Genomic DNA, 20724 nt, shown 5'->3' with positions numbered 1-20724 from the left:
AGAAGGAAGCCCATGGCAACGACCACACCAGCCGGTGTGCGGGCTCACGCCAAGCACGGAGGTGGGTCCTCCGACGGCGCTCCGATGACACACCGGCAGATCATGGAGGCGCTCTCCGGGCTGCTCCTGGGCATGTTCGTCGCGATCCTGTCGTCGACGATCGTCACCAACGCCCTGCCCGAGATCGTCGGCGACCTGGGCGGCGGCCAGTCCGCCTACACCTGGGTCGTCACCGCCGCGCTGCTCTCCATGACCGCGGCCACGCCCCTGTGGGGCAAGCTCTCCGACCTGTACAGCAAGAAGGCGCTCGTACAGATAGCGCTGGTCATCTACGTCCTCGGGTCCGCCGCCGCGGGTCTGTCGCAGAACGCCGGCATGCTGATCGCCTGCCGTGTGGTCCAGGGCGTCGGCGTCGGCGGTCTGTCCGCCCTCGCCCAGATCGTCATGGCGGCGATGATCTCCCCGCGCGAGCGCGGCCGCTACTCCGGCTACCTCGGCGCGACCTTCGCCGTCGCAACCGTCGGCGGTCCGCTGCTCGGCGGCGTCATCACCGACACCTCGTGGCTCGGCTGGCGCTGGTGCTTCTACGTCGGTGTGCCCTTCGCGGTCATCGCGCTCATCGTGCTGCAGAAGACCCTGCACCTGCCCGTCGTGAAGCGGGAAGTGAAGGTGGACTGGGGCGGCGCGTTCTTCATCTCGGCCGCGGTCTCGCTGCTGCTGGTCTGGGTCACCTTCGCCGGTGACAAGTACGACTGGATGTCGTGGCAGACCGCCGCCATGATCGGCGGCGCGGTCCTGCTCGGCGCGGTCTTCGTGCTCGTCGAGTCCAAGGCGAGCGAGCCGATCATCCCGCTGCGGCTGTTCCGCAACCGCACCATCACCCTCTCCTCCCTCGCCTCGCTCTTCGTGGGCGTCGCGATGTTCACCGGCACGGTCTTCTTCAGCCAGTACTTCCAGCTGGCCCGTGACAAGTCCCCGACGATGTCGGGCGTCATGACCATCCCGATGATCGGCGGCCTGTTCGTCGCCTCCACGGTCTCCGGCCAGGTCATCACCAAGACCGGCCGGTGGAAGTACTGGCTGGTCAGCGGCGGCGCCCTGATCACCGCGGGCCTGGGCCTGCTGGGCACCATCCGCTACGACACGACCTACTGGCACGTCGCGATCTTCATGGCACTGCTGGGCCTCGGCATCGGCATGACGATGCAGAACCTGGTGCTGTCCACGCAGAACCAGGTGGCACCGTCCGACCTCGGCTCCGCCAGCTCCACGGTGACGTTCTTCCGTTCCCTCGGCGGCGCGATCGGCGTCTCCGCGCTGGGCGCGATCATGTCCACCCGGATCACCGACTACGTCAAGGACGGCCTCGCCGGCCTCGACCCCAAGTACGCGGCCGCGGCGGCCTCTTCCGGCACCGGCACCATCCCGGACATGGATGCCCTGCCCGCCCCGCTGCGCACCCTCCTGGAGAGCGCGTACGGCCACGGCATCGCGGACGTCTTCATGATCGCCTCCGCGCTGGCGCTGCTCGCCTTCTTCGTCATGCTGTTCATCAAGGAGGTCCCGCTGCGGACCTCGGGCGCGCTGGCACAGGCGGCCCAGGCCGCGCAGGCCGACGCGGGGGTTCCCGCCGTCGCCGCCGAGGAGGAGGCCCCGGGCCGGGCCGTCCCCGCGACGAGCGCCCTGACGAACACCTCGACGGACACCGAGTCCGCGCCGGAGGGCACCCAGCGACTCGCCGCCGTCGCCACGGCGACGAGGGAGAACGCCCCGGCGCCCGCCGGCGGGATCCCGGTCCGCGGTCACGTCCGCGGCGCCGAGAGCGCGCCGGTGCCGCGGGCCGCGGTCACGCTGATCTCGCTCGCGGGACGGCAGCTGGGCCGGTCGGTCGCACAGGCCGACGGCTCCTACGCGGTGGACGCGCCCGGCACGGGTTCGTACGTCCTGATCGCCTCCGCCGACGGCTTCCAGCCGCAGGCCTCGACGATCGTCGTGAACGGCGAGCCGGTGGAGTACGACATCCTGCTGAGCGGCACGAGCGGGCTGAGCGGGCTCGTGCGGGCCGCCGGCACCGGGACCCCGGTCAAGGACGCCATGGTCATCGTGACCGATGTGCGCGGCGACGTGCTGGCCACCGGGACCACCGGTGAGCAGGGCGAGTTCGCCTTCGCCGAGCTGGTGCCCGGACCGGTGACCGTCGCCGTGAACACGGCGGGTCACCGTCCGCAGGCGCTGCCCGTCGAGGTCGGCGGCGCCGGGGTCACCCGGGTCGAGGTCGAACTCCGCGCGGGCGCCGAGCTCCAGGGTGTCGTGAGGGCGCCCGGCGGCCCGCTGCCGGACGCGCGGGTCACGCTGGTCGACGCGGCCGGCAACGTGATCGGTACGGCGCGCACCGGCACGGACGGCGCGTACGCCTTCGCCGACCTGGACGGCGGCGAGTACACGGTCATCGCGACGGGCTACCCGCCGGTGGCCACCGCGCTGACCGTCGGCGGGCGCGGTGTCGACGACCACGACATCGAACTCGCCCACCCCGGCGAGTAACAGGAAACCCCGGCCCGTGGGACGCGCGCTCCGAGCGGAGGCCGTGCTCCCACGGGCCGGTTCATGTGCAAGACAGGCAGGAGAAACGGGATGGGACTGACCGCACGGATCCGTACGCGGGACGGATGGGCCGTGTCGCACGCGGTCGTCACGGTGACCGACATGACCGGGACACAGGTGCTGCGGGCGGAGGCGGACGCCGAGGGCGCCGTACGGGACGCGGGTGCGCTGACGCCCGGCGCGTACACCGTGATCGTCACCGCGGTCGGGTACGCGCCCGCCGCCTCCAGCGCGATCGTCACGGCCGGCGGACGGGCCGAGGTCGGCACCGTGGTCCTCGCCCGGCAGGGCGGCACCGAGCTGCCGCCGCCCGGCCCGTGGACCGTCGACCCCGCCCATTCCTCGGTGGGGGCCGTCGCCCAGCACCTGGGAATCTCCAGCGTGCACGGCCGGTTCACCGACTTCTCGGCCACCATCGAGATCGCCCCGGACGAGGTGGCCGAGTCCCGGGTGGAGGCGGTGATCCAGGCGGCCTCCATCGACACCGGCAACGGGATGCGCGACGGCCATCTGAGGTCCCCCGACTTCCTGGACGTCGAGACGTACCCGCTGATCACCTACCGGTCCACCGGCCTGACCCCGGCCGGCTCCGACCGCTGGACCGTCCACGGCGAACTCACCCTGCACGGCGTCGTGCGCCCGGTGGACCTGGACCTCGCCTACCTGGGCACGGGCGCGGACCCGTGGGGCGGCACCCGCGCGGCCTTCCGGGCGACGGCACAACTCCACCGCGAGGACTTCGCGATGAACTACAACCAGGTCGTCCAGGCGGGCATCTCCGCGATCGGCACCACGCTGAAGGTGGAGCTGGACGTGCAGGCGGTACAGGGCGGGACGCTGCCCCAGATGTGAGGTGACACCCCCCGCGGCGCCCCGTTCCCGGGCGCGGGACAGCCCTTAGGCTGCCCCCATGGCACCGAACATCGCGACGAACACCTCCGTATCCCGCGACGAACTGCTCGACTTCGTCCGCCCCCGCCACCGCGCCGTCCTGCTCACCCGACGGGCCGACGGCAGCCCCCAGGGCTCGCCGTTGACCTGCGGGGTCGACGACGCGGGCCGCGTAGTCGTCTCGACGTACCCCGAGCGCGCCAAGACCCGCAACGCCAAGCGGGACGAGCGGGTCAGCCTGATCGTGCTGAGCGACGAGTGGGACGGGCCGTGGGTCCAGATCGACGGCACCGCCGAGGTCATCGGCCCGCCGGACTCAGTGGAACCGCTCGTCGAGTACTACCGGAACATCGCGGGCGAGCACCCGGACTGGGACGAGTACCGCGCGGCGATGCTCAAGCAGGGGAAGTCGATCATCCGGATCACCCCCGAGAAGTGGGGCCCGGTCGCGACGGGCGGTTTCCCGGCGCGTCTCGCGTCCCCGGAGTAGCCGGGGAGCGCCCCCGGGCCACCGGGGCCGCCGGGGCCGCGGCGGGCGACATCCGCCCCGGACGGAACGACCAGGGTGTGTTGCGGAAGTCGCGAGGCAGACGCGGCTTTCGCAACACGCCCTACGGCGTGTCCGCGCCGCGGGCCACCATGGTCTCGATGCCCGCGATCAGTGTCTCCAGGGCGAACGTGAAGTCCCGTTCGCGCATCTCCTCGACCGTGTCACCGCCGCGGGCCTCCATCAGGTCCGCGGCGCTCTCGAGGTTGACCGAGAACTGCGGCTGTTCGCTGATCGTGCTCATGGCCTGGCGGAAGTACTCCTCCTGGCTCATGCCCGCCGAGGCGCAGCGCTGCACGAAGTGGCCCTCGATGGTGCCGAAGCCGTACACGAACTGGAAGACCGCCGAGAGCGCGCCCATCTGCCCGTGCGGGGGCAGGCCCGTACTGCGGACCACCTTCTGGACGCAGAGCGAGAAGGCCATGGAGTGCGGGCCGATGTTCAGGAACGTGCCGATGAGCGGTGACACCCAGGGGTGCCGGACCAGCAGCGCGCGGTAGCCGGTGGCCACGGACCGCAGCTGGTCGCGCCAGTCCTCGCCCGACTCGGCGTCGGGCAGGTCGAGTTCACCGAATACCGCGTCGAGGGCGAGTTCGAGCAGGTCGTCCTTGGTGTCCACGTACCAGTACACGGACATCGCGGTGACGTTCAGTTCGGCGGCCAGCCGTCGCATGGAGAACCGCGCCATCCCCTCGGCGTCCAGCAGCCCTACCGTGACCTCGGTGATCCGGTCCCGGTCGAGCCCCGAGGGCTGACCACCGCCGCGTGCCGCCCCGCCCCGGGGGGCCTTTCCCTCCAGCCAGACACTGGTCCGCGCCGGACGCTCGGCCCGGCCGGCTGCCCTCACCATGGCGTACCTTCCTCGGAGCGGGGGACTGCGGTCACTCGCGACGGAGGGCCGGAACGTTCCGGTCCGTCCTCCCCGATGCTAAGCGCGCGTCACGCGGAAACCGCCCTCGCGGAGTCCGCCCTCTCCGCACGTCGTGGCAACGCCGCGGCCGGGCGGTCCGCCGATCCCCGTGCCGTCGGCGCGGCGAGGCACGCAACGGCGTGGAACCGCGGGGAAGGGAACGGACGGTGGCCCGGAGCTCGATCGCTCCGGGCCACCGCCCGGTCAGGGCCTCGGGGTCGGTCCGTCAGCCCGTCGGCCGCGTCAGGTCGTAGAAGGTGGCCGAACCGACGCTCACCTTCTTGAAGTTGGCCGTGACCCACGAGCTGATCCGGGAGGAGGCGGAGGCGTTGCCCGAGGCGCCGCCGCCCATACCGCCGCCCGAGATGAAGTAGTGGATCCTGCCGTCGGCCACGTATTTCTTGAACTGGGCCAGAGTGGGGGACGGGTCGGTGCCGTTGAAGCCTCCGATCGCCATCACGGGTTTCCCGGTGGCCAGTTGGTAGCTCGCCGAGTTCTGGGAGCCGACGGCCGCGGCCGCCCAGGTGTAGTCGTCGGCGTTCTTCGACAGCAGCGTCCTGGCCGCGGAGCCGACGGTCGCGCCGTTCAGCAGACCGCCGGCGCCGCCTGCGCCCATGCGGCCGTCACCCGCGCCGGCGCCGGGCATGCCGCCCTGCCGGTTCTGGCCCTGGGTACCGCCATTGCCCTGGGTGTTCCCGTTGCCCTGCTGGTTCCCGCCGGGGAAGCCACCGGTGCCGCCCGTCGGGGGACCGCCCGTGCCACCGCCCTGCTGCCCGTTCTGCTGGGTGCCGTTGCCGTTCGGCTGGTTCCGGCCGCCGCCGGGGAAGCCGCCCCGCACACCGCCGCCGGGACCACCGCGACCGCCCATCGTGCTCGCCCCGGACGGACCGGCCGTCACGATCGAGCCGGAGTGCCCGGCGTCCACCGTGGAGAGCGTGTACGCCGTCGGGCCCGCGACCGCGGCCGCGAAGCCCAACCCCGCGGCCGCGAGCGCCAGATGGCGGCCGAGCCGGGTCACGAAGATCAGGCCGAGCGCGCCCGTCAGACCGCCGAGGAGGACCAGCCACTTGAGCCAGGGCAGGTAGTCGGGGGTGCGGTTGAGGAGGACGTACCCCCAGACCGCGGACGCGGTGACCGCGCCGGCCAGGGTGAGCGACGCCCACACCTTGCCCCGCTCCTCCCACAGCACCGTCGCGCCCATGCCGACGACGGCCGCGATGTAGGGGGCCAGGGCCACCGTGTAGTACTGGTGGAAGATCCCGGCCATGTAGCTGAAGACGGCCATGGTCATCAACAGCGATCCGCCCCAGGCCAGGAACGAGCCGCGGGTCAGGTCGGTCCGGCCCGCCTTCCGGGTGAGGACGAGGCCGGCCACCAGCAGGATCAGGGCCGCCGGGAGCAGCCACGAGATCTGGCCGCCGATCTCGGAGTCGAACATCCGGTTCCAGCCGGTCTCGCCCCACATCCCGGTGCCACCGCCGCCACCTCCACCTCCACCGCCGACGCTGCCGGTCTCGTCGCCGTTGATGCGGCCGAGACCGTTGTAGCCGAAGGTCAGCTCCAGGAACGAGTTGTTCTGCGAGCCGCCGATGTACGGGCGCGAGGACGCGGGCCACAGCTCGACGATCGCGACCCACCAACCGCCTGCGACGAGCATCGCCCCCGCCGAGAGGCCGATCTGCGCGCACCTCTTCCGCACGCCCACCGGCGCGCAGACCGCGTACAGCACGGCCAGCGGCGGCAGGATCAGGAACGCCTGGAGCGTCTTGGCGAGGAACGCGAAGCCCACCGCGACGCCCGCCCACACGAGCCACTTCGTCCGGCCGTCCTCCAGAGCGCGGATCACGCAGTAGACCGTGACGGTCATCAGCAGCGCGAGCATCGCGTCCGGGTTGTTGAACCGGAACATCAGCGCGGCGACGGGGGTCAGCGCGCAGACCGCGCCCGCGATCAGGCCGGCCGCCGGGCCGAACCGGCGGCGCAGGGCCGCGTACAGGACACCGACCGTGGCGACGCCCATGAGCGCTTGGGGGACGAGGATCGCCCACGAGCCGAGGCCGAAGATCCGCACCGACAGGGCCATCGGCCACAGCGAGGCCGGGGGCTTGTCGACGGTGATGGCGTTGGCCGAGTCGAGCGAGCCGAAGAAAAAGGCCTTCCAGCTCTGGCTGCCGGCCTGGACGGCCGCCGAATAGAAGGAGTTGGCGTAGCCGGAGGCGCTCAGGCCGTAGAGGTAGAGCAGCGTGGTGGCGACGAGCAGTCCGGCGAAGGCGGGGCGCACCCAGCGCGGGTCCTCGGGCCGACCTCGCCGGACGCGGTGGAGGAAGGGCCGCCGGGGTTCACCGGGCCAGGCAAGGGCGCCGGGCGCGGAGGGCTCTCGCGGAGGCGTATCACCCTGGCCGGTCGGCGGACGCGGCACGGGAGCCGGCTCCGCGGAGGGATGCGCGTCGGGCTGACGGCTCGTGTCGGGCTGACGGCTCATGTCGGGCTGAGTGGTCATCGTGCGTCCCTCGGGTCGTGATCGTGCGGGCGCACCGGTTGCAGTCGCATGGTGGCGTCCCCCCGGGCGCGGTCCGCGGCGTCACGGGCGCGGAACTCGTCGGTGTCCCGGGTGTTGTCGTGGGTGTCGTTGTCGTAGGCGTTGCCGTACGCGCCGTCGTGCGCGCTGCCGTACGCGTTGCCGTGCCGGGGTCGCGTCGCCGCCGGGAGAGGGGACCCCTGTGGACGCCGGGGGCCCTGCCGGGCGGGGGCCGTCGCGTACGGGGGCGGGGCCGGGGCCGGGGTGTGCGACGCCACCACCGTGGACGACGTACCGTCGCTCGCGCCGTCGCGCCGGTCCGGGAAGACCCAGGCGCGGAAGAGCAGGAACCGCAGCACGGTGGCCGCCAGGTTCGCGGCGATCAGTACCGCCAGCTCGGTGGAGTGCGCCGGGCTGCTCGTGGCCGCGTTCAGAGCGGCGAGCGATCCGCTGGTGAGCGCGAGGCCGATCCCGAAGACGACCAGGCCCTGCGCCTGGTGGCGGACCGCGCCGCCACGGCCGCGGACCCCGAAGGTCAGCCGCCGGTTGGCGGCGGTGTTGGCGACCGCCGAGACCAGCAGGGCGAGCGCGTTGGCGGCCTGTGAGCCGCAGAAGGACCGGAAGCCGCTGTAGAGCAACAGGTAGAAGAGCGTCGACAGGGCGCCCACCACACAGAAGCCGACCAGTTGGCGGGCGAGGCCCCCCGGCACGTCGGTGAGGTCGCGGTCGCGCGGGTCGTCCCCGAAGGGCCGCGCGAGCCGGTCCAGCGGCAGCGATCCGGTGCCGAGGGCGCGCCCCACGCGCCACACGCCCTTCAGGTCGTCGGTCGCCGTCCGCACGATGCGCACCGTCGAGTCCGGGTCGTCGACCCAGTCGACCGGCACCTCGTGGATACGCAGTCCGGCACGCTCGGCGAGCACCAGCATCTCGGTGTCGAAGAACCAGCCGGTGTCCTCGACCAGCGGCAGCAGCACCTGCGCGACATCACGGCGGATCGCCTTGAACCCGCACTGCGCGTCCGAGAAGCGGGCCTGCAGCGAGCCGCGCAGGATCAGGTTGTAGCCGCGGCTGATGAACTCCCGCTTGGCGCCGCGCACCACGCGTGAACTCCGGGCGAGCCGGGAGCCGATGGCGAGGTCGGAGTGGCCCGAGATCAGCGGGGCCACCAGCGGCAGCAGGGCGTTGAGATCGGTGGACAGGTCCACGTCCATGTAGGCGAGGACCGGGGCGTCCGAGGCCGACCACACGGTGTGCAGCGCGCGTCCTCGGCCCTTCTGTTCGAGCCGGCGGGACCGGACCTCCGGTATCCGTGACTCCAGGCGGGCGGCCACCCGGGGAGTGGTGTCCGTCGACGCGTTGTCCGCGACCGTGATGCGGAACGGGTACGGGAAGGTGCGCTCGAGATGCTCGTGGAGTCTCATCACACACCGCTGGAGGTCCTTCTCCTCGTTGTAGACGGGGATCACTACGTCCAGGACAGGCGTACCGGCGGACCCGGCCGGGAGGTGCTCCCGCGCCGGCAGGGTGCCGGGAGAAGAGTCGGTTCGCATGGGAACGACTCTGGTCAGACGCCCTGTCGCACCCATGTGGTGGCGCTGTGCTGTGGCTGTGAGTGCCGTCGCGCCTTTGTCTCCACGGTTGTTCGCGGGGTCGTTGCCGCGATCGGGTCGTCGGTGAGCGCCGGCAGGTGCAGGGTGAACACCGTCCTGCCCGGCACGCTGTCGACGGTGACGGCGCCCCCGTGCGCGGAGGCGACGGCCTGCACGATGGCGAGCCCGAGACCGGTCGAGCCGGAGGCGCGGGAGCGCGAGGAGTCGCCGCGCGCGAAGCGTTCGAAGACGCGGGGCAGCAGTCCGGGCGGGATGCCGGGTCCGTCGTCCTGGACGTCCACGCACAGCCACGGTCCGTGCCGGTGCACGCGTGCGGTCACGGTCGTACCGGGCGGGGTGTGCGTTCTGGCGTTCGCGAACAGGTTGACCATGACCTGTTGCAGACGGGCGGCGTCCGCGAGGACCAGCGCGGGCTCCTCCGGAAGTTCGAGCCGCCAGTCGTGGTCGCGGCCGGCCGCCCGTGCGTCGCTCACGGCGTCGATGACGAGCGGTACGAGGTCGGTGCCGTCGTACTGGAGCGGGCGTCCGGCGTCGAGGCGTGCGAGCAGCAGCAGGTCCTCCACCAGTCCCGTCATCCGGCCGGCCTCGGACTCGATCCGGCCGAGGGCGTGCCGGGTGTCGGGCCCGGTCTCCTCGCGGCCGCGTCTGGTCAGCTCGGCGTAACCCCGGATCGACGCCAGCGGTGTACGCAGCTCATGACTCGCGTCCGCGACGAACTGCCTGACGCGCGTCTCGCTCTGCTGACGTGCGTGCAGGGCGCTGTGGATGTGGTCGAGCATGCGGTTGAGCGCGGCGCCGACCTGCCCGACCTCGGTGTGCGGGTCGGCCTCCGACTCCGGGACCCGTTCGTAGAGGGTGACCTCGCCTGTGTGCAGGGGGAGTTCGGAGACGCGGGTGGCGGTGGAGGCGACCTTGCGCAGGGGGCGCAGGGCGAGCCCGACGAGGACGCTGCCGGCGATACCCGCGGCGATGAGACCGGCGGCGGTGACGCTGACCTCGACGAGGATCAGGGTGTTGACGGTGTTGGTGACGGTCCTTGTGGGGATGGCGACGTAGTAGGCGCCCCGGGGGCCTTCCTGGTACTTGACGCGGTACTCGCCGAGGCCCGGGACGTCCACGTTGTGCGTGCCGGTCCTCGGCGCGGTGGCGAGCGCGGCCTTCTGGGCGGCGCCGAGATCCTTGGTGTCCATGCCCGGGACGCTGCCGACGGTGGTGGTGTCCTGCTGCTCGGAGACGACCGCCCGGGTGATCACGCCGTTCGACACGGCGGCACCGATGGTGTCCTCCTGGTTCGGCCCCCTGGTGAGGAAGTCGAAGACGTCGGTCGACACGGTGCCGGCGCCGTCGGACCGGGCGTTCGGGGGTATCCCGGTGCCATCGGCCTGGTTCCCGCCCCCCGGTTTGAACGGGCCGGTGGCTCGCTTGCCGACCTCCCCCAGCGTGTCGTCCAACTGCTGGTAGAGATAAGAGCGCAGGGCGAGGGTCGTCACCGTACCGATCACCGCGCACACCACCGCGATCAACGTCACCGCGGAGACGACGAGCCGCGTCCGCAGGGTGCGCGGCTGTCGTCCCCGCACCTGCGCACGCGGCCGTCGTCGTCCGCTCATGACACCGCGGGCTTGATCAGGTAACCGGCTCCGCGCCGGGTGTGGATCATCGGCTCGCGCCCCGCGTCTATCTTGCGGCGCAGATACGAGATGTACAGCTCGACGACGTTGGCCTGGCCACCGAAGTCGTAGGACCACACGCGGTCGAGTATCTGCGCCTTGCTGAGCACGCGCCGGGGGTTGCGCATGAGGAAACGGAGCAGTTCGAACTCGGTCGCGGTGAGGTGGATGCCGTCCCCGGCCCGGAACACCTCGTGGCTGTCCTCGTCCAGGGTGAGATCCCCGACGACCAGCGTCGAGTCGGAGCGCCGGTCGGCGGCACCGGAGCGGCGGATCAGTCCGCGCAGCCTCGCCACGACCTCTTCCAGGCTGAACGGCTTGGTGACGTAGTCGTCACCGCCGGCCGTCAGACCGGCGATGCGGTCCTCGACGGCGTCCTTCGCGGTGAGGAAGAGGACGGGCACGTCCGGCAGTTCACGGCGCAGCCGCCCCAGGACCGCGAGCCCGTCCATGTCGGGCAGCATCATGTCCAGCACCACGGCGTCGGGGCGGAACTCGCGCGCGCTCTGCACCGCGCCCTGTCCGTCACCCGCGCTGCGGATCTGCCACCCTTCGTAACGAAGGGCCATGGACAGGAGTTCGGTGATCGACAGCTCGTCGTCCACCACCAGGACTCGGACGGGGCTCCCGTCCGGCCTCAGCAGTTCGGTACGCCCCTGGGGCGAGGTCGTGGTCATAGCGGACACCTTGCTGGGCGCCGCTGAGAACATCCTTTCGGAGACCTGTGATTTTTCTGAGAAACACACAGGTGCCTCTCAGGGAACCCCTGAGGGGATCACGCGGTTCCCGGGGCGCCCGCGGACGGGGGTGCGATGCCGTCCGCGCGCGGGGGCGCGATCCCGAAGAGACGCGCCCCGTTCTCGTAGCAGACCGCCCGCAGCCAGTCGTCCCCCAGCTCGAGCCGTTCCAGGGCGTGCAGTTGATGGGCGTAGGGATGCGGGATGTTCGGGAAGTCGGTCCCGAGCAGGATCCGGTCGCCGAGGGCGGCGAGCAGGGCCGACGCCTCCCGTGGGAACGGCGCGAGCCGCTCGCTGAAGTCCGTGAACGCCATCGTCGTGTCGAACCGCACCTCGGCGTACCGCTCGGCGAGACGGAGGAACTCCTCGTACTCGGGCATCCCCAGGTGCGCGACGATCAGCCGCAGCCGGGGGTGCCGGGCGAGGACCCGGCCGGCCGGCTCGGGCCCGGTGTACTTGCCGGGTGCGGGTCCGGACCCGCAGTGCATCACCACGGGGATCCCGGCCTCGGCGAGCAGCCCCCAACTGGAGTCGAGGAGCGGGTCGGCCGGGTCGTACGCGCCCACCTGGACGTGTGCCTTGAAGACGCGGGCGCCCTGTTCCACCGCCTCCCGCACGTACGCCTCGGCGTCCGGCTCGGGGAAGAGGGTGGAGGTGTGGAGGCAGTCGGGCGTGCGGCGCGCGAAGCCGACGGCCCAGGAGTTGAGCCATCGCGCCATGCCGGGCTTGTGCGGATAGAGCATCGCGGTGAAGGCCCGTACACCGAACTCCCGGATCAGCGCCAGCCGTTCGTCCTCGTCGCCGCGGTAGGTGATGGGCCATTCGATGCCGCCGGTCAGCGGGCCGAGCCCGTCGAAGTAGTCCCACACCTTGCGCAGGACCCGCTCGGGCATGAAATGGGTGTGGACGTCGACGAGACCCGGGAGACCGAGCCGCTCCCAGAACCTCCGTACGTCCTCCCCGTCAGCCGTGCGCAGGTCGGACCCCCCGCCGCGCTGGACGTCCACCGGTGTCCGGGGTTGATCGCTCATGTCACCCACCATGGTCGTCGGTGTCACCGCCGGTCCACCCCCTTTCCCAAAAGAACCCCGAGGAGGCCGGCTCCTGGCCTCACGCTCCCGGCCGCCCGAGCGCCCTCTCAGAACAGGCCGTCCTGCACCACGGCGGCCTCCGCCTCTCGGAACTCCCGTACGGGTACGGTGAATCCGCCCGCCCCCGCGGCCAGGTCCCACCCGGTCATGAGCCGGGTGTCGAGTACGACCACTCCCCTCGCGGTCGCCAGATGCAGATCGGGGCCGGCGGCGGCCACCAGCTCACCGCTCACCGCGCCGCCTCCGGTCAGCTCGCTCACCGCGCCCACGGCTGCCGGGACTCCGTCGAGCCCGAACACCTCCACGTGGTCGACTGCCCGGAACGGCGCCCGATCCAGGGAGTCGGGCCAGCCGTCGAGCTCCGCGACGCGCGCGTGCAGTTCCCGGATCTCCTCCAGCCGCCCAGCCGCGTCCGGCAGCGCCGCCCGCGCCCTTCGCTTGTCGGCGTACCGGATCCGGTCCGGCACCCCCAGCGCGGCCCGCAGCAACTCCTCGGTCCGCCGCGCGGCCATCAACGGTCCCTCTCCCAGCCAGCTGAAACAGAGGGCTCCCTGCTCCAGCAGCCGCGCCGATCCGCGTGCCGAGCCGGTGATGCCGACCTTCACCATCCCCGGTCCGAACCAGGCGAGATACACGCGGTACGGACGCGGGTCGTCGGCCATCGTGTCGGCCGCCACCGAGTGCGCACGGTCCAGGCGCGCGCACTCCTCGCACCGCGCCCCCGTACTCCGCCCCGGCACGGCCGCCCGCACGGGGCACGCGTTGCCCCGGGCCCCCACGCACGTCCGCCCGCCGCCGCCCGCCACCGTGAAGGCGACACTCCTGCCCGTGGTCAGCGCACTCTCCCGCCCGCCACCCCACACCAGCACGGGACCGGCCGCCGACCACCGCAGACCCGAACATCTCCACGTCTGTGCCATCACTGACGAGCCTAGGCGCTGCCACTGACAACGCGCCCGGTCCACCCGCGCCGCGCCCGCCCACGCCCACGCCCACCCTCGAACGCCTCCGCGCGTACGCACCGCTCCCGCGGAGTCGTCACCGGCGGCTTCTCGCCCCGGCCCCCGCCCCCATCCGCCCGGCGATCCGGTCCAACGACTCGGCCATGCGTCCCAGGGCGGCCGCCATCACGTCCTGGCTCCGGGCGATCATCTCCTGTCTGCGCCTGATCACCTCCTGGCTTCGCGCGAGCGCGTCCTGGCCCCGGGCCACCGCACGCCGGCCACGGCCGGACTCCCGCGGCGGCCGGTTCGGCTCCGCCGCCGGCCGCTCACGCCGGGCCGCCGGCCGGTCGCCCTCGGCCGGCGCCGCCGCGCGCCCGGTCACCAGGGCGTCGCGCGCCGCCGCCCGCGCCGCGAGTACCTCGTCCGCCAGGATGTTCCGCTCCTCGAACCGTACGAGGGCATCGGCGACCTGTTGAGGCACTGCGTAGGCGACGCCCCCGTCGGAGGCGGGTTGCACGGGCGCCGGTTCGAGGGCGTAGCAGCCGTCGCGCTGGATGCTCACGACGGCCTCGGCCGCCCACGCCTTGAAGGGATCGCACTCGGGCTTGGCACACCCGTTGACGAGCCTGACGAGCCCCTGCAGATTCACCATCGTCATCGACTTCTTGAATCTGTGACCCGCGATCCCGCTGAAGGCGTCCGCGCCGCGGACGCTTCGCGCGAGATCCTCCAGACTCTGCCGGCACTCTGCCGCGACATGCCGGAGAAGGGCCTGGCGGGTGTTCGTGTACCCGAGGACCCTGGCCACGTCCGCCGCCGGAAACCAGTGCTCCCCGTCCGGCAACGTCACCCTCCGGACCCGCGCCCCGGTCGCCGCGAACACGAAGTCGTTGATGTCGATCGCGTCCTGCTCGTACATCGAGCATCACCTCCACGCCGGAAATTAGGCGAGGAAGCATGCAACTCCCGTAGAAATCAATGACGTTCACCCGATAGGCGACAGAAGGATCGATTCGTCGCAAGTACCCCACCCCGAAGACCCGCCGACCGGACCGGGCCGGCGCGCCGGGTGGGCCGGGTGGGCCGGAGACCCCGGCCGGGCGGCAGGGGTCCGAGGCCGGACGTCACGTCCGAGGCCGGACGTCACGCACCCGGCGCCCGGCCGCCGGCTTCGTGTCGGCGCACCTGCTCGATGAGACGGCGCAGCGACGCGCGGGCACCGGCGATCTCTCCCGGCGGAATGTCGGCGGCGAGTGTGCGGTGGACCTCGTCGGCGCGGGCCGTGATCCCGTCCAGCACGCGACGGCCGTCGGGCGTGAGGGCGAGGAGCGGCGAACCGCGGTGATCGGGATTGGGCCCGAAGGCTGCGAGGCCCTCGGCCACCAGATCGTTCGCGACGCGCTGGACCCCTTGCCGGGTGACGCCGAGGCGGCGGGCCGCTTGTGCCACGGTCTGCGAACTCCCGGAGACAGCGCTCAGGAGCTGCCAGCGGGCTTGCGTCTGCCCCTCGGTCGCGGCGATCGCCTCACCTGACCTGCGCAGGAGTCCGGCCGCCTCGAACACGTCCGCCACCAGCAACGCGATCTCGTCCGGCATGCCACACCCTCCTCAATTGACAACATGTTGTCACTCTGTGAACTTACTGTCAGTATAGGAAGCGAAAGCCCGCCGATCACCCTCCCCGGAGACGCCATGAACACCGCGACCGACCGCCTGCGGGCCGCCCTGGACCGCGCCGCCGCCATCCGCCCCGAGGAGGGCGGGTTCCCTTACCTCGCGGAAGCCCTTCGGCAGGCCGGGGTCACCCACTGCCGGATGACCGTGCCGTCGAACACCATGCTCTACCTCACCGACGCCGGAGCCGTCGCCGTCCAGAGCGAGCCCCTGGTCGCCGGCATGGTCGACGTCACGCCGTTCGACCGCCCGGCGCTCCTCGCCGCACTCCGTGCCGATCAGGCGGGCGACAGCACGTTTCCCGAGTTCGTCCAGGGCTGCTGGAAGGCCGGCGTCGTCCGGTACGACGTCGACCTCGACGCGCGACGGTGCGTCTACTACGGAGCCGACGGCGACAGCTACACCGAGACCTACCCGGCCGTCGAGATCTGACGGGCCGCGTCCCGGACGCCCCCGTCCGTACGGCCCGGAAGTATCCGTACGGCCCGCACAGGTGAGAGGCCCCGGATCGCTCCGGGGCCTCTCACCTGTGCGCACTCGGCAGGATTCGAGCCCACGGCCCTCTGATCCGCAGGACCGACCGTCAGTCCGTGGGGCGGGGCAGTACGGCGAGGGCGGTGCTGGCGATGTCCGTCAGCGTCTCCTCGTCGGTCCCGGCCTTGCCCAGTGCTTCGATGCCGCGCAGTACGGCGAGCACCAGCGCGGCCAGCTTTCCGGGGTCCGCGTCCGGGGCGAGGTCGCCGTTGCGCTGGCAGGCGGCGATGTCGTCCTCCAGCAGCGCGCTCAGTGCCTCGACGGCCGCGTGTGCCCGCTCGGCCACGGTCTTGTCGTGTTCGGCCAGCTCGGCGGTGCCCTTGGCCAGCAGGCACCCGCGCTGGGCGGTGTCCGCGGCCGTGGCCGCGGCCACCGCGTGGAGGTGCGCGGACAGCCGTGCGTACGCGTGCTCGTCGTCGCCGCGCAGCTGCTGGGCGGTGGCATCGACGACCGACCTGCAGTAGTCGTCGAACACGCGGTGGAAGAGATCCTGCTTGCCGCCGAACGCGCCGTACAGGCTGCCCTTGCCGAGGCCCGTCGCCGCCGCGATGTCGTCCATGCGCGTGGCGGCGTATCCACCCGCCCAGAACTGCTCCCGGGCCGTGTCCAGTACCTGCTGCTCGTCGAACTTCCGAGGTCGCCCCATGGTGGCGAGCATACGCTTACTTGACCCATTCGTCCATAAAGGCTAACTTTGTTGACGAAAGAGTCAAGAACTGAGACCGAGGGTCGGTTCACCAGCCTCTCCCGCTCCAGCCGCGGTCCCGTCCGAGTGACCTACCTCACGGGAACTGCCCCGGTTCACCTGACAGGTACCCGTGTGAAGCAATCCTTGCGAGCTCGCCTGCGAGCCGGCGATCCAGAAGCCTTCCGCCAGCTGTACCAGGATCTGGGCCAGGCGATCTACGCGCACGCCTACCGCGCCACGGGCGACTGGTCGGCCGCCGAGGACGCCGTGTCACTGACGTTCCTGGAAGTGTGGCGGCTGCGGGAGCGACTGCGGGACGGTGACGAGAGCGTCCGCCCCTGGGTCTACGGCATCGCCACCAACGTCCTGCGCAACCGCGGCCGTGCAGCGCGCAGACACCAGCAGACCCTGGCCCGCTTCCCGGCATCCGAGACGGTCCCGGACTTCGCCGACGAGGTCGCCGAGCGCATCGACGACAGCGAAAGGCTCGCGGCCGCCCGAGCGGCGGTGGGCAGGCTGCGCCGCGGGGACCGCGACGTGTTCATGCTGTGCGTCTGGTCCGACCTCAGCTACAACGCGGCCGCCGAGGCCCTGGGCATCCCGGTCGGCACCGTCCGCTCCCGTCTGTCACGCGCACGGGGGCGTCTGCTCAAACTGACCGAGCAGGAACTGAAGCGCGTGAAAAAGACAGTGGAACCCCCTGCGCCCGTCCGACAGATACAGGGCGACCGCACACCCGCGGTCCGGTCGATACAGGAGAAAGCCCGATGAACGCTCCGACGCATGGTGACGAGGTCGAACGCCAGGAGCTGTCGCACCTGCTGCCGCGCCCCGGCACGCCTGGCCTCTCTCCCGCCCGGTCTCAACGTCTCGAGGAATATCTGATGCAGGAAGTCACCCGGACCGGCACGCAGGTACAGCCGTCTCCCGCCGCGAAGCGCGGCATGCCGCGCTGGACCCTGATCGCCGCGCCTGCCGCCGCACTGGCGGTCGCCGCGGCCGTCGCGGTCAGCGTCACCGGCTCCGGCACGGGGACCGCTGATGACAGTGTGGCGATGGCGTCGGTCATCACCGTGCAGCCCGCCTCGGCCCACGGCGCCACGGCTTTCCTGAGCCAGGTCGCGGACGCGGCGAGCAAGCAGAAGACCCCGTCCGTGGGCGCCCACCAGTTCATCTACGTCAAGAGCAAGGTCGGTTTCACCCACCAGGTCAAGCAGCGCACCATCGGCGGCGCGGCCAAGCTCGACGCCGTCCACCAGCGCCAGGTGTGGCTGGCCGCCGACCCCTCCAAGAACGGCCTCATCCACGAGGGCGGCCAGAACATCACGATCCACAACAGCGGCGCGGGCGTGGTCAACCCCGGCGCGGCGTCCGAGCCCCCGAGGCCGGGCACCGTCCCCCAGATCGCCTCGCTGTCCACCGACCCCGACACCCTGCTGAAGCAGATCTACTCCGCCACCCGCGGCCAGGCCCCCGGCAAGGACGCGGCCGCGTTCAACTGGGTCGGCGACACCGTGTCCGAGTCGATCGTCCCCGCGAACACGACCGCCGCCATCTGGCGGGCCGCCGCGAAGATCCCCGGCGTCGTCCTCGTCAAGGACGCCACCGACGCGGCCGGCCGGCACGGCGAGGCCATCGCCCACGTCTCCGGCGGCGAACGCACCGAGTACATCTTCGACCGCGACACCCACCTGTTCCTCGGCGAGCGCAGCTACCTCGTCAAGGACACCCCGATGGGCAAGGCGGGCATGCTCACCGGCACCAGCGCGGTCCTCTCCCGCGCCGTCGTGAACAAGATGGGCGACCTCCCCGCAGGCGCCCGCGCCTGACCCCCGCACCGACCAACCGCCCGGCCGCTGCCCCTCACCCAGCAGCCGGGCGGACGCGTCCCCCGTCCGGAGCCATTGCGGGCGACTGCCCGAGAGCCACGCCTCCCGTTCCGCGGCGCCTCCCTGCTCATCTCCGCCACCGACCACGGACATCCGCACCTCCGTCCGCCTCGACTCGCGGCACTCGGCGTTCGGTCGAGTCGGGGATGCGCTGAGGGGTGACGGCCACGGCCCGGACGATGATGAACGTACGGCCGGTGTCCATGCCGCCGTCTAAAGCCGTTTCAGGTTCCGGTCCAAGATCGCCCGAAGCCGGTCCACGTCCGCGTGCTCCCGGGCCCCCCTCTTGGGCAGCACCGCGACACCGGCCGCGCGGTCACCGCCCAGCAGCACAAAGAGTCCGGGCGTCTCCAGATACTCCCGGAACACCGTCCAGTCCACAGTGAAGGACGCTCGCTCACCGGTGCTGACCGCGCCGCGCTCGTCGGCCACCATGCGGCACCGCCCGTACGGCTCCACGACACTGAACATCCGCCGTGCCATGGTCCGCAGCCCTCGTACAGTGCCCCAGCACGCGGCCGTCACGGAGAGCACCAGCGAGATGATCCACACCGGCAGCGGGGCGTCCTGGAGGACGGAGAAGACGGTCACGGCGGCTGCCGCCACCAGCGGTGCCGTGAGCGCCTGCGCCCGGCCCGCCGTCGACCGACGGGCCCGCGCGCGGAGCGCCTCCTCGAAGTCCCCGGCCGTCGGCCGGTAGATGAGCTCCACGGCCGCACTACGGTCCGTTTCCTGATCCGAAGAATCCCCGCCCCTGGTGTCCATGAGCCGGATCCTAATCAGCGGGTCTCAGGCAGATCAGGGGCGTCATAACAAGATCCACCAGACACCGACGATCCACGCCGGAGCCCGGTCGCCGTCCATCGGCAGGCGGGGCGAACGCGTCCTTGTGGACCCGAAGTGCCGCCTGTATGAACGTCATTGACCGATCCGTCCAGAGCCCTGTCGTCAAAGCAAAAAGCCAGAGGCCCTGCGGATCTCTCCACAGGGCCTCTGGTCTGCTGTGCACTCGGCAGGATTCGAACCTGCAACCTTCTGATCCGTAGTCAGATGCTCTATCCGTTAAGCTACGAGTGCTTGTTCTCTTGTTGTGCTGGTGTCTCGCTTCCGGGCTTTCGACCCGCTCGCGGCGACAGGAAGAACATTACATGACTGCCGCCGCCATGTGAAATCCATTGGCCGCACCCCTTGTGAGCTGGGCAAACGCACTTCTGTGGGCCGTAACGCCGAAGCCCCGGTCCAGAAGGACCGGGGCTTCGGATCTTGCTGCGGAGGCGGAGGGATTTGAACCCTCGATGGGCTTTAAGGCCCAAACCGCATTAGCAGTGCGGCGCCATAGACCGGACTAGGCGACGCCTCCAGCACTACCGCCCGCGCGAGCGCGAGTGGTGCGTTGCAGATGATGACACAGCCGGGTGGGCTGTCACCAATCGGCTCCTACGGTACTAGGCAGGCGGGCCGCAGAGCAAAGTCCCCCAAGCCCACGGGGCGTCGCGCAACCGCGTGGGGCGCGGGGCGTTAGTCAGGTCATGTCGCGTCGCTCCGCCCCCACCCCTCGGTCCTCTCCCGTCTCTCCTTCTTCCCTGTTCCCTGTGTTCTCTCTGTCCTCCCTGTTCCGCCTGTCTCCCCTGTCTCCCCTGTCCTCCTTCGCCTCTCTGTTCTCTCCCGGCCCTCCCTCCTCCTCTTCCGTCCCGCGGCCTCTCCTCACCTCCCGGCTCGCGCTGGCCACCGCCGTGTCCGTCTCCGCCGTGCTGTCCGCCGTGCCCGCCGCCGCGCACGCGGACGCCACGTCGGGAGAAGGCCCGCACACGGAGGCCACGCGCCCACAGGAACCGCGTACCGCCCTCGCCCCCGCCGTCCTGATGCCCCCGCCGGTCCGCGCGGAGGACTCCGGGGACCGGCTGACCGTCACCGTCCGCCACGTGGGAGACACCGGCGGCCGGACGTACGAGCTGCGGTGTCATCCGGCCGGGGGCAGTCACCCCACCCCCGAGCAGGCGTGCGAGGCGCTCGACCGGCGGACGACCTGGGGGAAGGACCCCTTCGCCCCCGTCGCGCCCGGCACCCTCTGCACGATGCTCTACGGCGGGCCGGCCACCGCCCATGTGACCGGGACCTGGGCCGGCCGGCCCGTCGACGCCCGGTTCGACCGCGCCGACGGATGCCAGATCGCCCGCTGGGACGCCCTGGTGCCGCTGCTGCCGGACACCGGCGGGCAGTGACACGGTGGCCGCTGCCGGACCGCACCGGCGCCCGGCGGCGGGGCACAGCGGGTTCATGGTCGGGGGAGGGCGAAATGCGCGCTCACAGGTTCTACGTCTCATCCGCGTCGGTTCTGCGTGCGACCTCCCTCTCATCCGGCATCGCGAGCGCAGCCTCTGCCCGTAGACTCCCTCGCGTGACACGCTGCGGGCAGG

18 protein-coding genes and 2 tRNA genes are annotated in these 20724 nt (G+C 71.5%); 7 read left to right on the top strand and 13 right to left on the bottom strand.

The annotated features are described in order from the left end of the window. The first annotated feature begins 12 nt into the window (after nucleotides 1–12). The 3 genes from ACFVTC_RS23650 (at nucleotide 13) to ACFVTC_RS23640 (ending at nucleotide 3985) form a co-directional block, all read left to right on the top strand. Nucleotides 13–2544 (top strand): MFS transporter, encoded by a 2532-nt coding sequence (locus ACFVTC_RS23650; RefSeq protein ID WP_390130050.1) that lies wholly within the window; start codon nucleotides 13–15, stop codon nucleotides 2542–2544. A gap of 90 nt (nucleotides 2545–2634) precedes the next feature. Then, complete coding sequence (locus ACFVTC_RS23645; protein ID WP_390130048.1) at nucleotides 2635–3456, top strand: YceI family protein; 822 nt, start codon at nucleotides 2635–2637, stop codon at nucleotides 3454–3456. Between the two features lie 58 nt (nucleotides 3457–3514). After that, nucleotides 3515–3985, top strand: a complete 471-nt coding sequence (locus tag ACFVTC_RS23640; protein WP_390130046.1) for a PPOX class F420-dependent oxidoreductase — start codon at nucleotides 3515–3517, stop codon at nucleotides 3983–3985. A 121-nt stretch (nucleotides 3986–4106) separates the two neighbouring features. Here ACFVTC_RS23640 and ACFVTC_RS23635 read toward each other — a convergent pair whose 3' ends face one another. The 9 genes from ACFVTC_RS23635 to ACFVTC_RS23595 form a co-directional block, all read right to left on the bottom strand. Next, nucleotides 4107–4892, bottom strand: coding sequence for a TetR/AcrR family transcriptional regulator (locus ACFVTC_RS23635; RefSeq protein WP_390130044.1), 786 nt, complete (start codon nucleotides 4890–4892; stop codon nucleotides 4107–4109). 286 nt (nucleotides 4893–5178) lie between these two features. Beyond that, nucleotides 5179–7452 (bottom strand): ArnT family glycosyltransferase, encoded by a 2274-nt coding sequence (locus ACFVTC_RS23630; protein WP_390130041.1) that lies wholly within the window; start codon nucleotides 7450–7452, stop codon nucleotides 5179–5181. Then, a complete protein-coding gene (locus ACFVTC_RS23625) occupies nucleotides 7449–9020 on the bottom strand; it encodes a glycosyltransferase (RefSeq protein ID WP_390130039.1) in 1572 nt (523 codons plus the stop codon). Before ACFVTC_RS23625 ends, ACFVTC_RS23630 begins: the two co-directional genes overlap by 4 nt. 14 nt (nucleotides 9021–9034) lie before the next feature. Next, nucleotides 9035–10690, bottom strand: a complete 1656-nt coding sequence (locus ACFVTC_RS23620; protein ID WP_390130037.1) for a sensor histidine kinase — start codon at nucleotides 10688–10690, stop codon at nucleotides 9035–9037. After that, nucleotides 10687–11427: a response regulator transcription factor gene (locus ACFVTC_RS23615; protein ID WP_390130035.1), complete on the bottom strand. Its 741-nt coding sequence runs from the start codon at nucleotides 11425–11427 to the stop codon at nucleotides 10687–10689. The genes ACFVTC_RS23620 and ACFVTC_RS23615 overlap by 4 nt, the downstream gene beginning before the upstream one ends. A gap of 98 nt (nucleotides 11428–11525) precedes the next feature. Continuing rightward, the gene (locus ACFVTC_RS23610) at nucleotides 11526–12518 is read right to left on the bottom strand and encodes an amidohydrolase family protein (RefSeq protein WP_390130033.1); all 993 of its coding nucleotides are present in this window, start codon (nucleotides 12516–12518) and stop codon (nucleotides 11526–11528) included. A gap of 107 nt (nucleotides 12519–12625) precedes the next feature. Beyond that, complete coding sequence (locus ACFVTC_RS23605; protein WP_390130032.1) at nucleotides 12626–13498, bottom strand: DUF2797 domain-containing protein; 873 nt, start codon at nucleotides 13496–13498, stop codon at nucleotides 12626–12628. A 118-nt stretch (nucleotides 13499–13616) separates the two neighbouring features. Beyond that, on the bottom strand, nucleotides 13617–14441 hold the full coding sequence (locus tag ACFVTC_RS23600) for a BRO family protein (RefSeq protein WP_390130029.1): 825 nt from the start codon (nucleotides 14439–14441) through the stop codon (nucleotides 13617–13619). A 224-nt stretch (nucleotides 14442–14665) separates the two neighbouring features. Further along, complete coding sequence (locus ACFVTC_RS23595; protein ID WP_390130027.1) at nucleotides 14666–15118, bottom strand: MarR family winged helix-turn-helix transcriptional regulator; 453 nt, start codon at nucleotides 15116–15118, stop codon at nucleotides 14666–14668. 96 nt (nucleotides 15119–15214) lie between these two features. Between ACFVTC_RS23595 and ACFVTC_RS23590 the strand changes: the two genes are divergently transcribed. Next, on the top strand, nucleotides 15215–15628 hold the full coding sequence (locus tag ACFVTC_RS23590) for a DUF1398 family protein (RefSeq protein ID WP_390130025.1): 414 nt from the start codon (nucleotides 15215–15217) through the stop codon (nucleotides 15626–15628). A 151-nt stretch (nucleotides 15629–15779) separates the two neighbouring features. Here ACFVTC_RS23590 and ACFVTC_RS23585 read toward each other — a convergent pair whose 3' ends face one another. Beyond that, nucleotides 15780–16376, bottom strand: coding sequence for a TetR/AcrR family transcriptional regulator (locus tag ACFVTC_RS23585; protein ID WP_390130022.1), 597 nt, complete (start codon nucleotides 16374–16376; stop codon nucleotides 15780–15782). Nucleotides 16377–16550: 174 nt separating this feature from the next. Here ACFVTC_RS23585 and ACFVTC_RS23580 point away from each other — a divergent pair, with 174 nt between their 5' ends. Both ACFVTC_RS23580 and ACFVTC_RS23575 read left to right on the top strand, forming a co-directional pair. Next, nucleotides 16551–17189, top strand: a complete 639-nt coding sequence (locus ACFVTC_RS23580) for an RNA polymerase sigma factor (protein WP_390130021.1) — start codon at nucleotides 16551–16553, stop codon at nucleotides 17187–17189. Continuing rightward, nucleotides 17186–18247 carry a CU044_5270 family protein gene (locus ACFVTC_RS23575; RefSeq protein ID WP_390130019.1) on the top strand — a complete coding sequence of 354 codons (1062 nt, stop codon included), beginning with the start codon at nucleotides 17186–17188 and terminating at the stop codon, nucleotides 18245–18247. Before ACFVTC_RS23580 ends, ACFVTC_RS23575 begins: the two co-directional genes overlap by 4 nt. A gap of 273 nt (nucleotides 18248–18520) precedes the next feature. On the opposite strand, the gene ACFVTC_RS23570 is transcribed toward ACFVTC_RS23575, so the two are convergent. The 3 genes from ACFVTC_RS23570 to ACFVTC_RS23560 form a co-directional block, all read right to left on the bottom strand. After that, nucleotides 18521–19018, bottom strand: a complete 498-nt coding sequence (locus ACFVTC_RS23570) for a YcxB family protein (protein WP_390130018.1) — start codon at nucleotides 19016–19018, stop codon at nucleotides 18521–18523. Between the two features lie 293 nt (nucleotides 19019–19311). Beyond that, nucleotides 19312–19384 (bottom strand) — tRNA-Arg (locus ACFVTC_RS23565). Nucleotides 19385–19576: 192 nt separating this feature from the next. Beyond that, nucleotides 19577–19667, bottom strand: a tRNA-Ser gene (locus tag ACFVTC_RS23560). A 232-nt stretch (nucleotides 19668–19899) separates the two neighbouring features. Between ACFVTC_RS23560 and ACFVTC_RS23555 the strand changes: the two genes are divergently transcribed. Beyond that, nucleotides 19900–20529: an SSI family serine proteinase inhibitor gene (locus ACFVTC_RS23555; protein WP_390130015.1), complete on the top strand. Its 630-nt coding sequence runs from the start codon at nucleotides 19900–19902 to the stop codon at nucleotides 20527–20529. The last annotated feature ends 195 nt before the right edge of the window (nucleotides 20530–20724 follow it).

The sequence above is a fragment of the Streptomyces sp. NPDC057950 genome (assembly GCF_042887295.1).
GTDB lineage: Bacteria > Actinomycetota > Actinomycetes > Streptomycetales > Streptomycetaceae > Streptomyces > Streptomyces kaempferi.
This window is presented reverse-complemented; position numbering and strand designations above follow the sequence as displayed.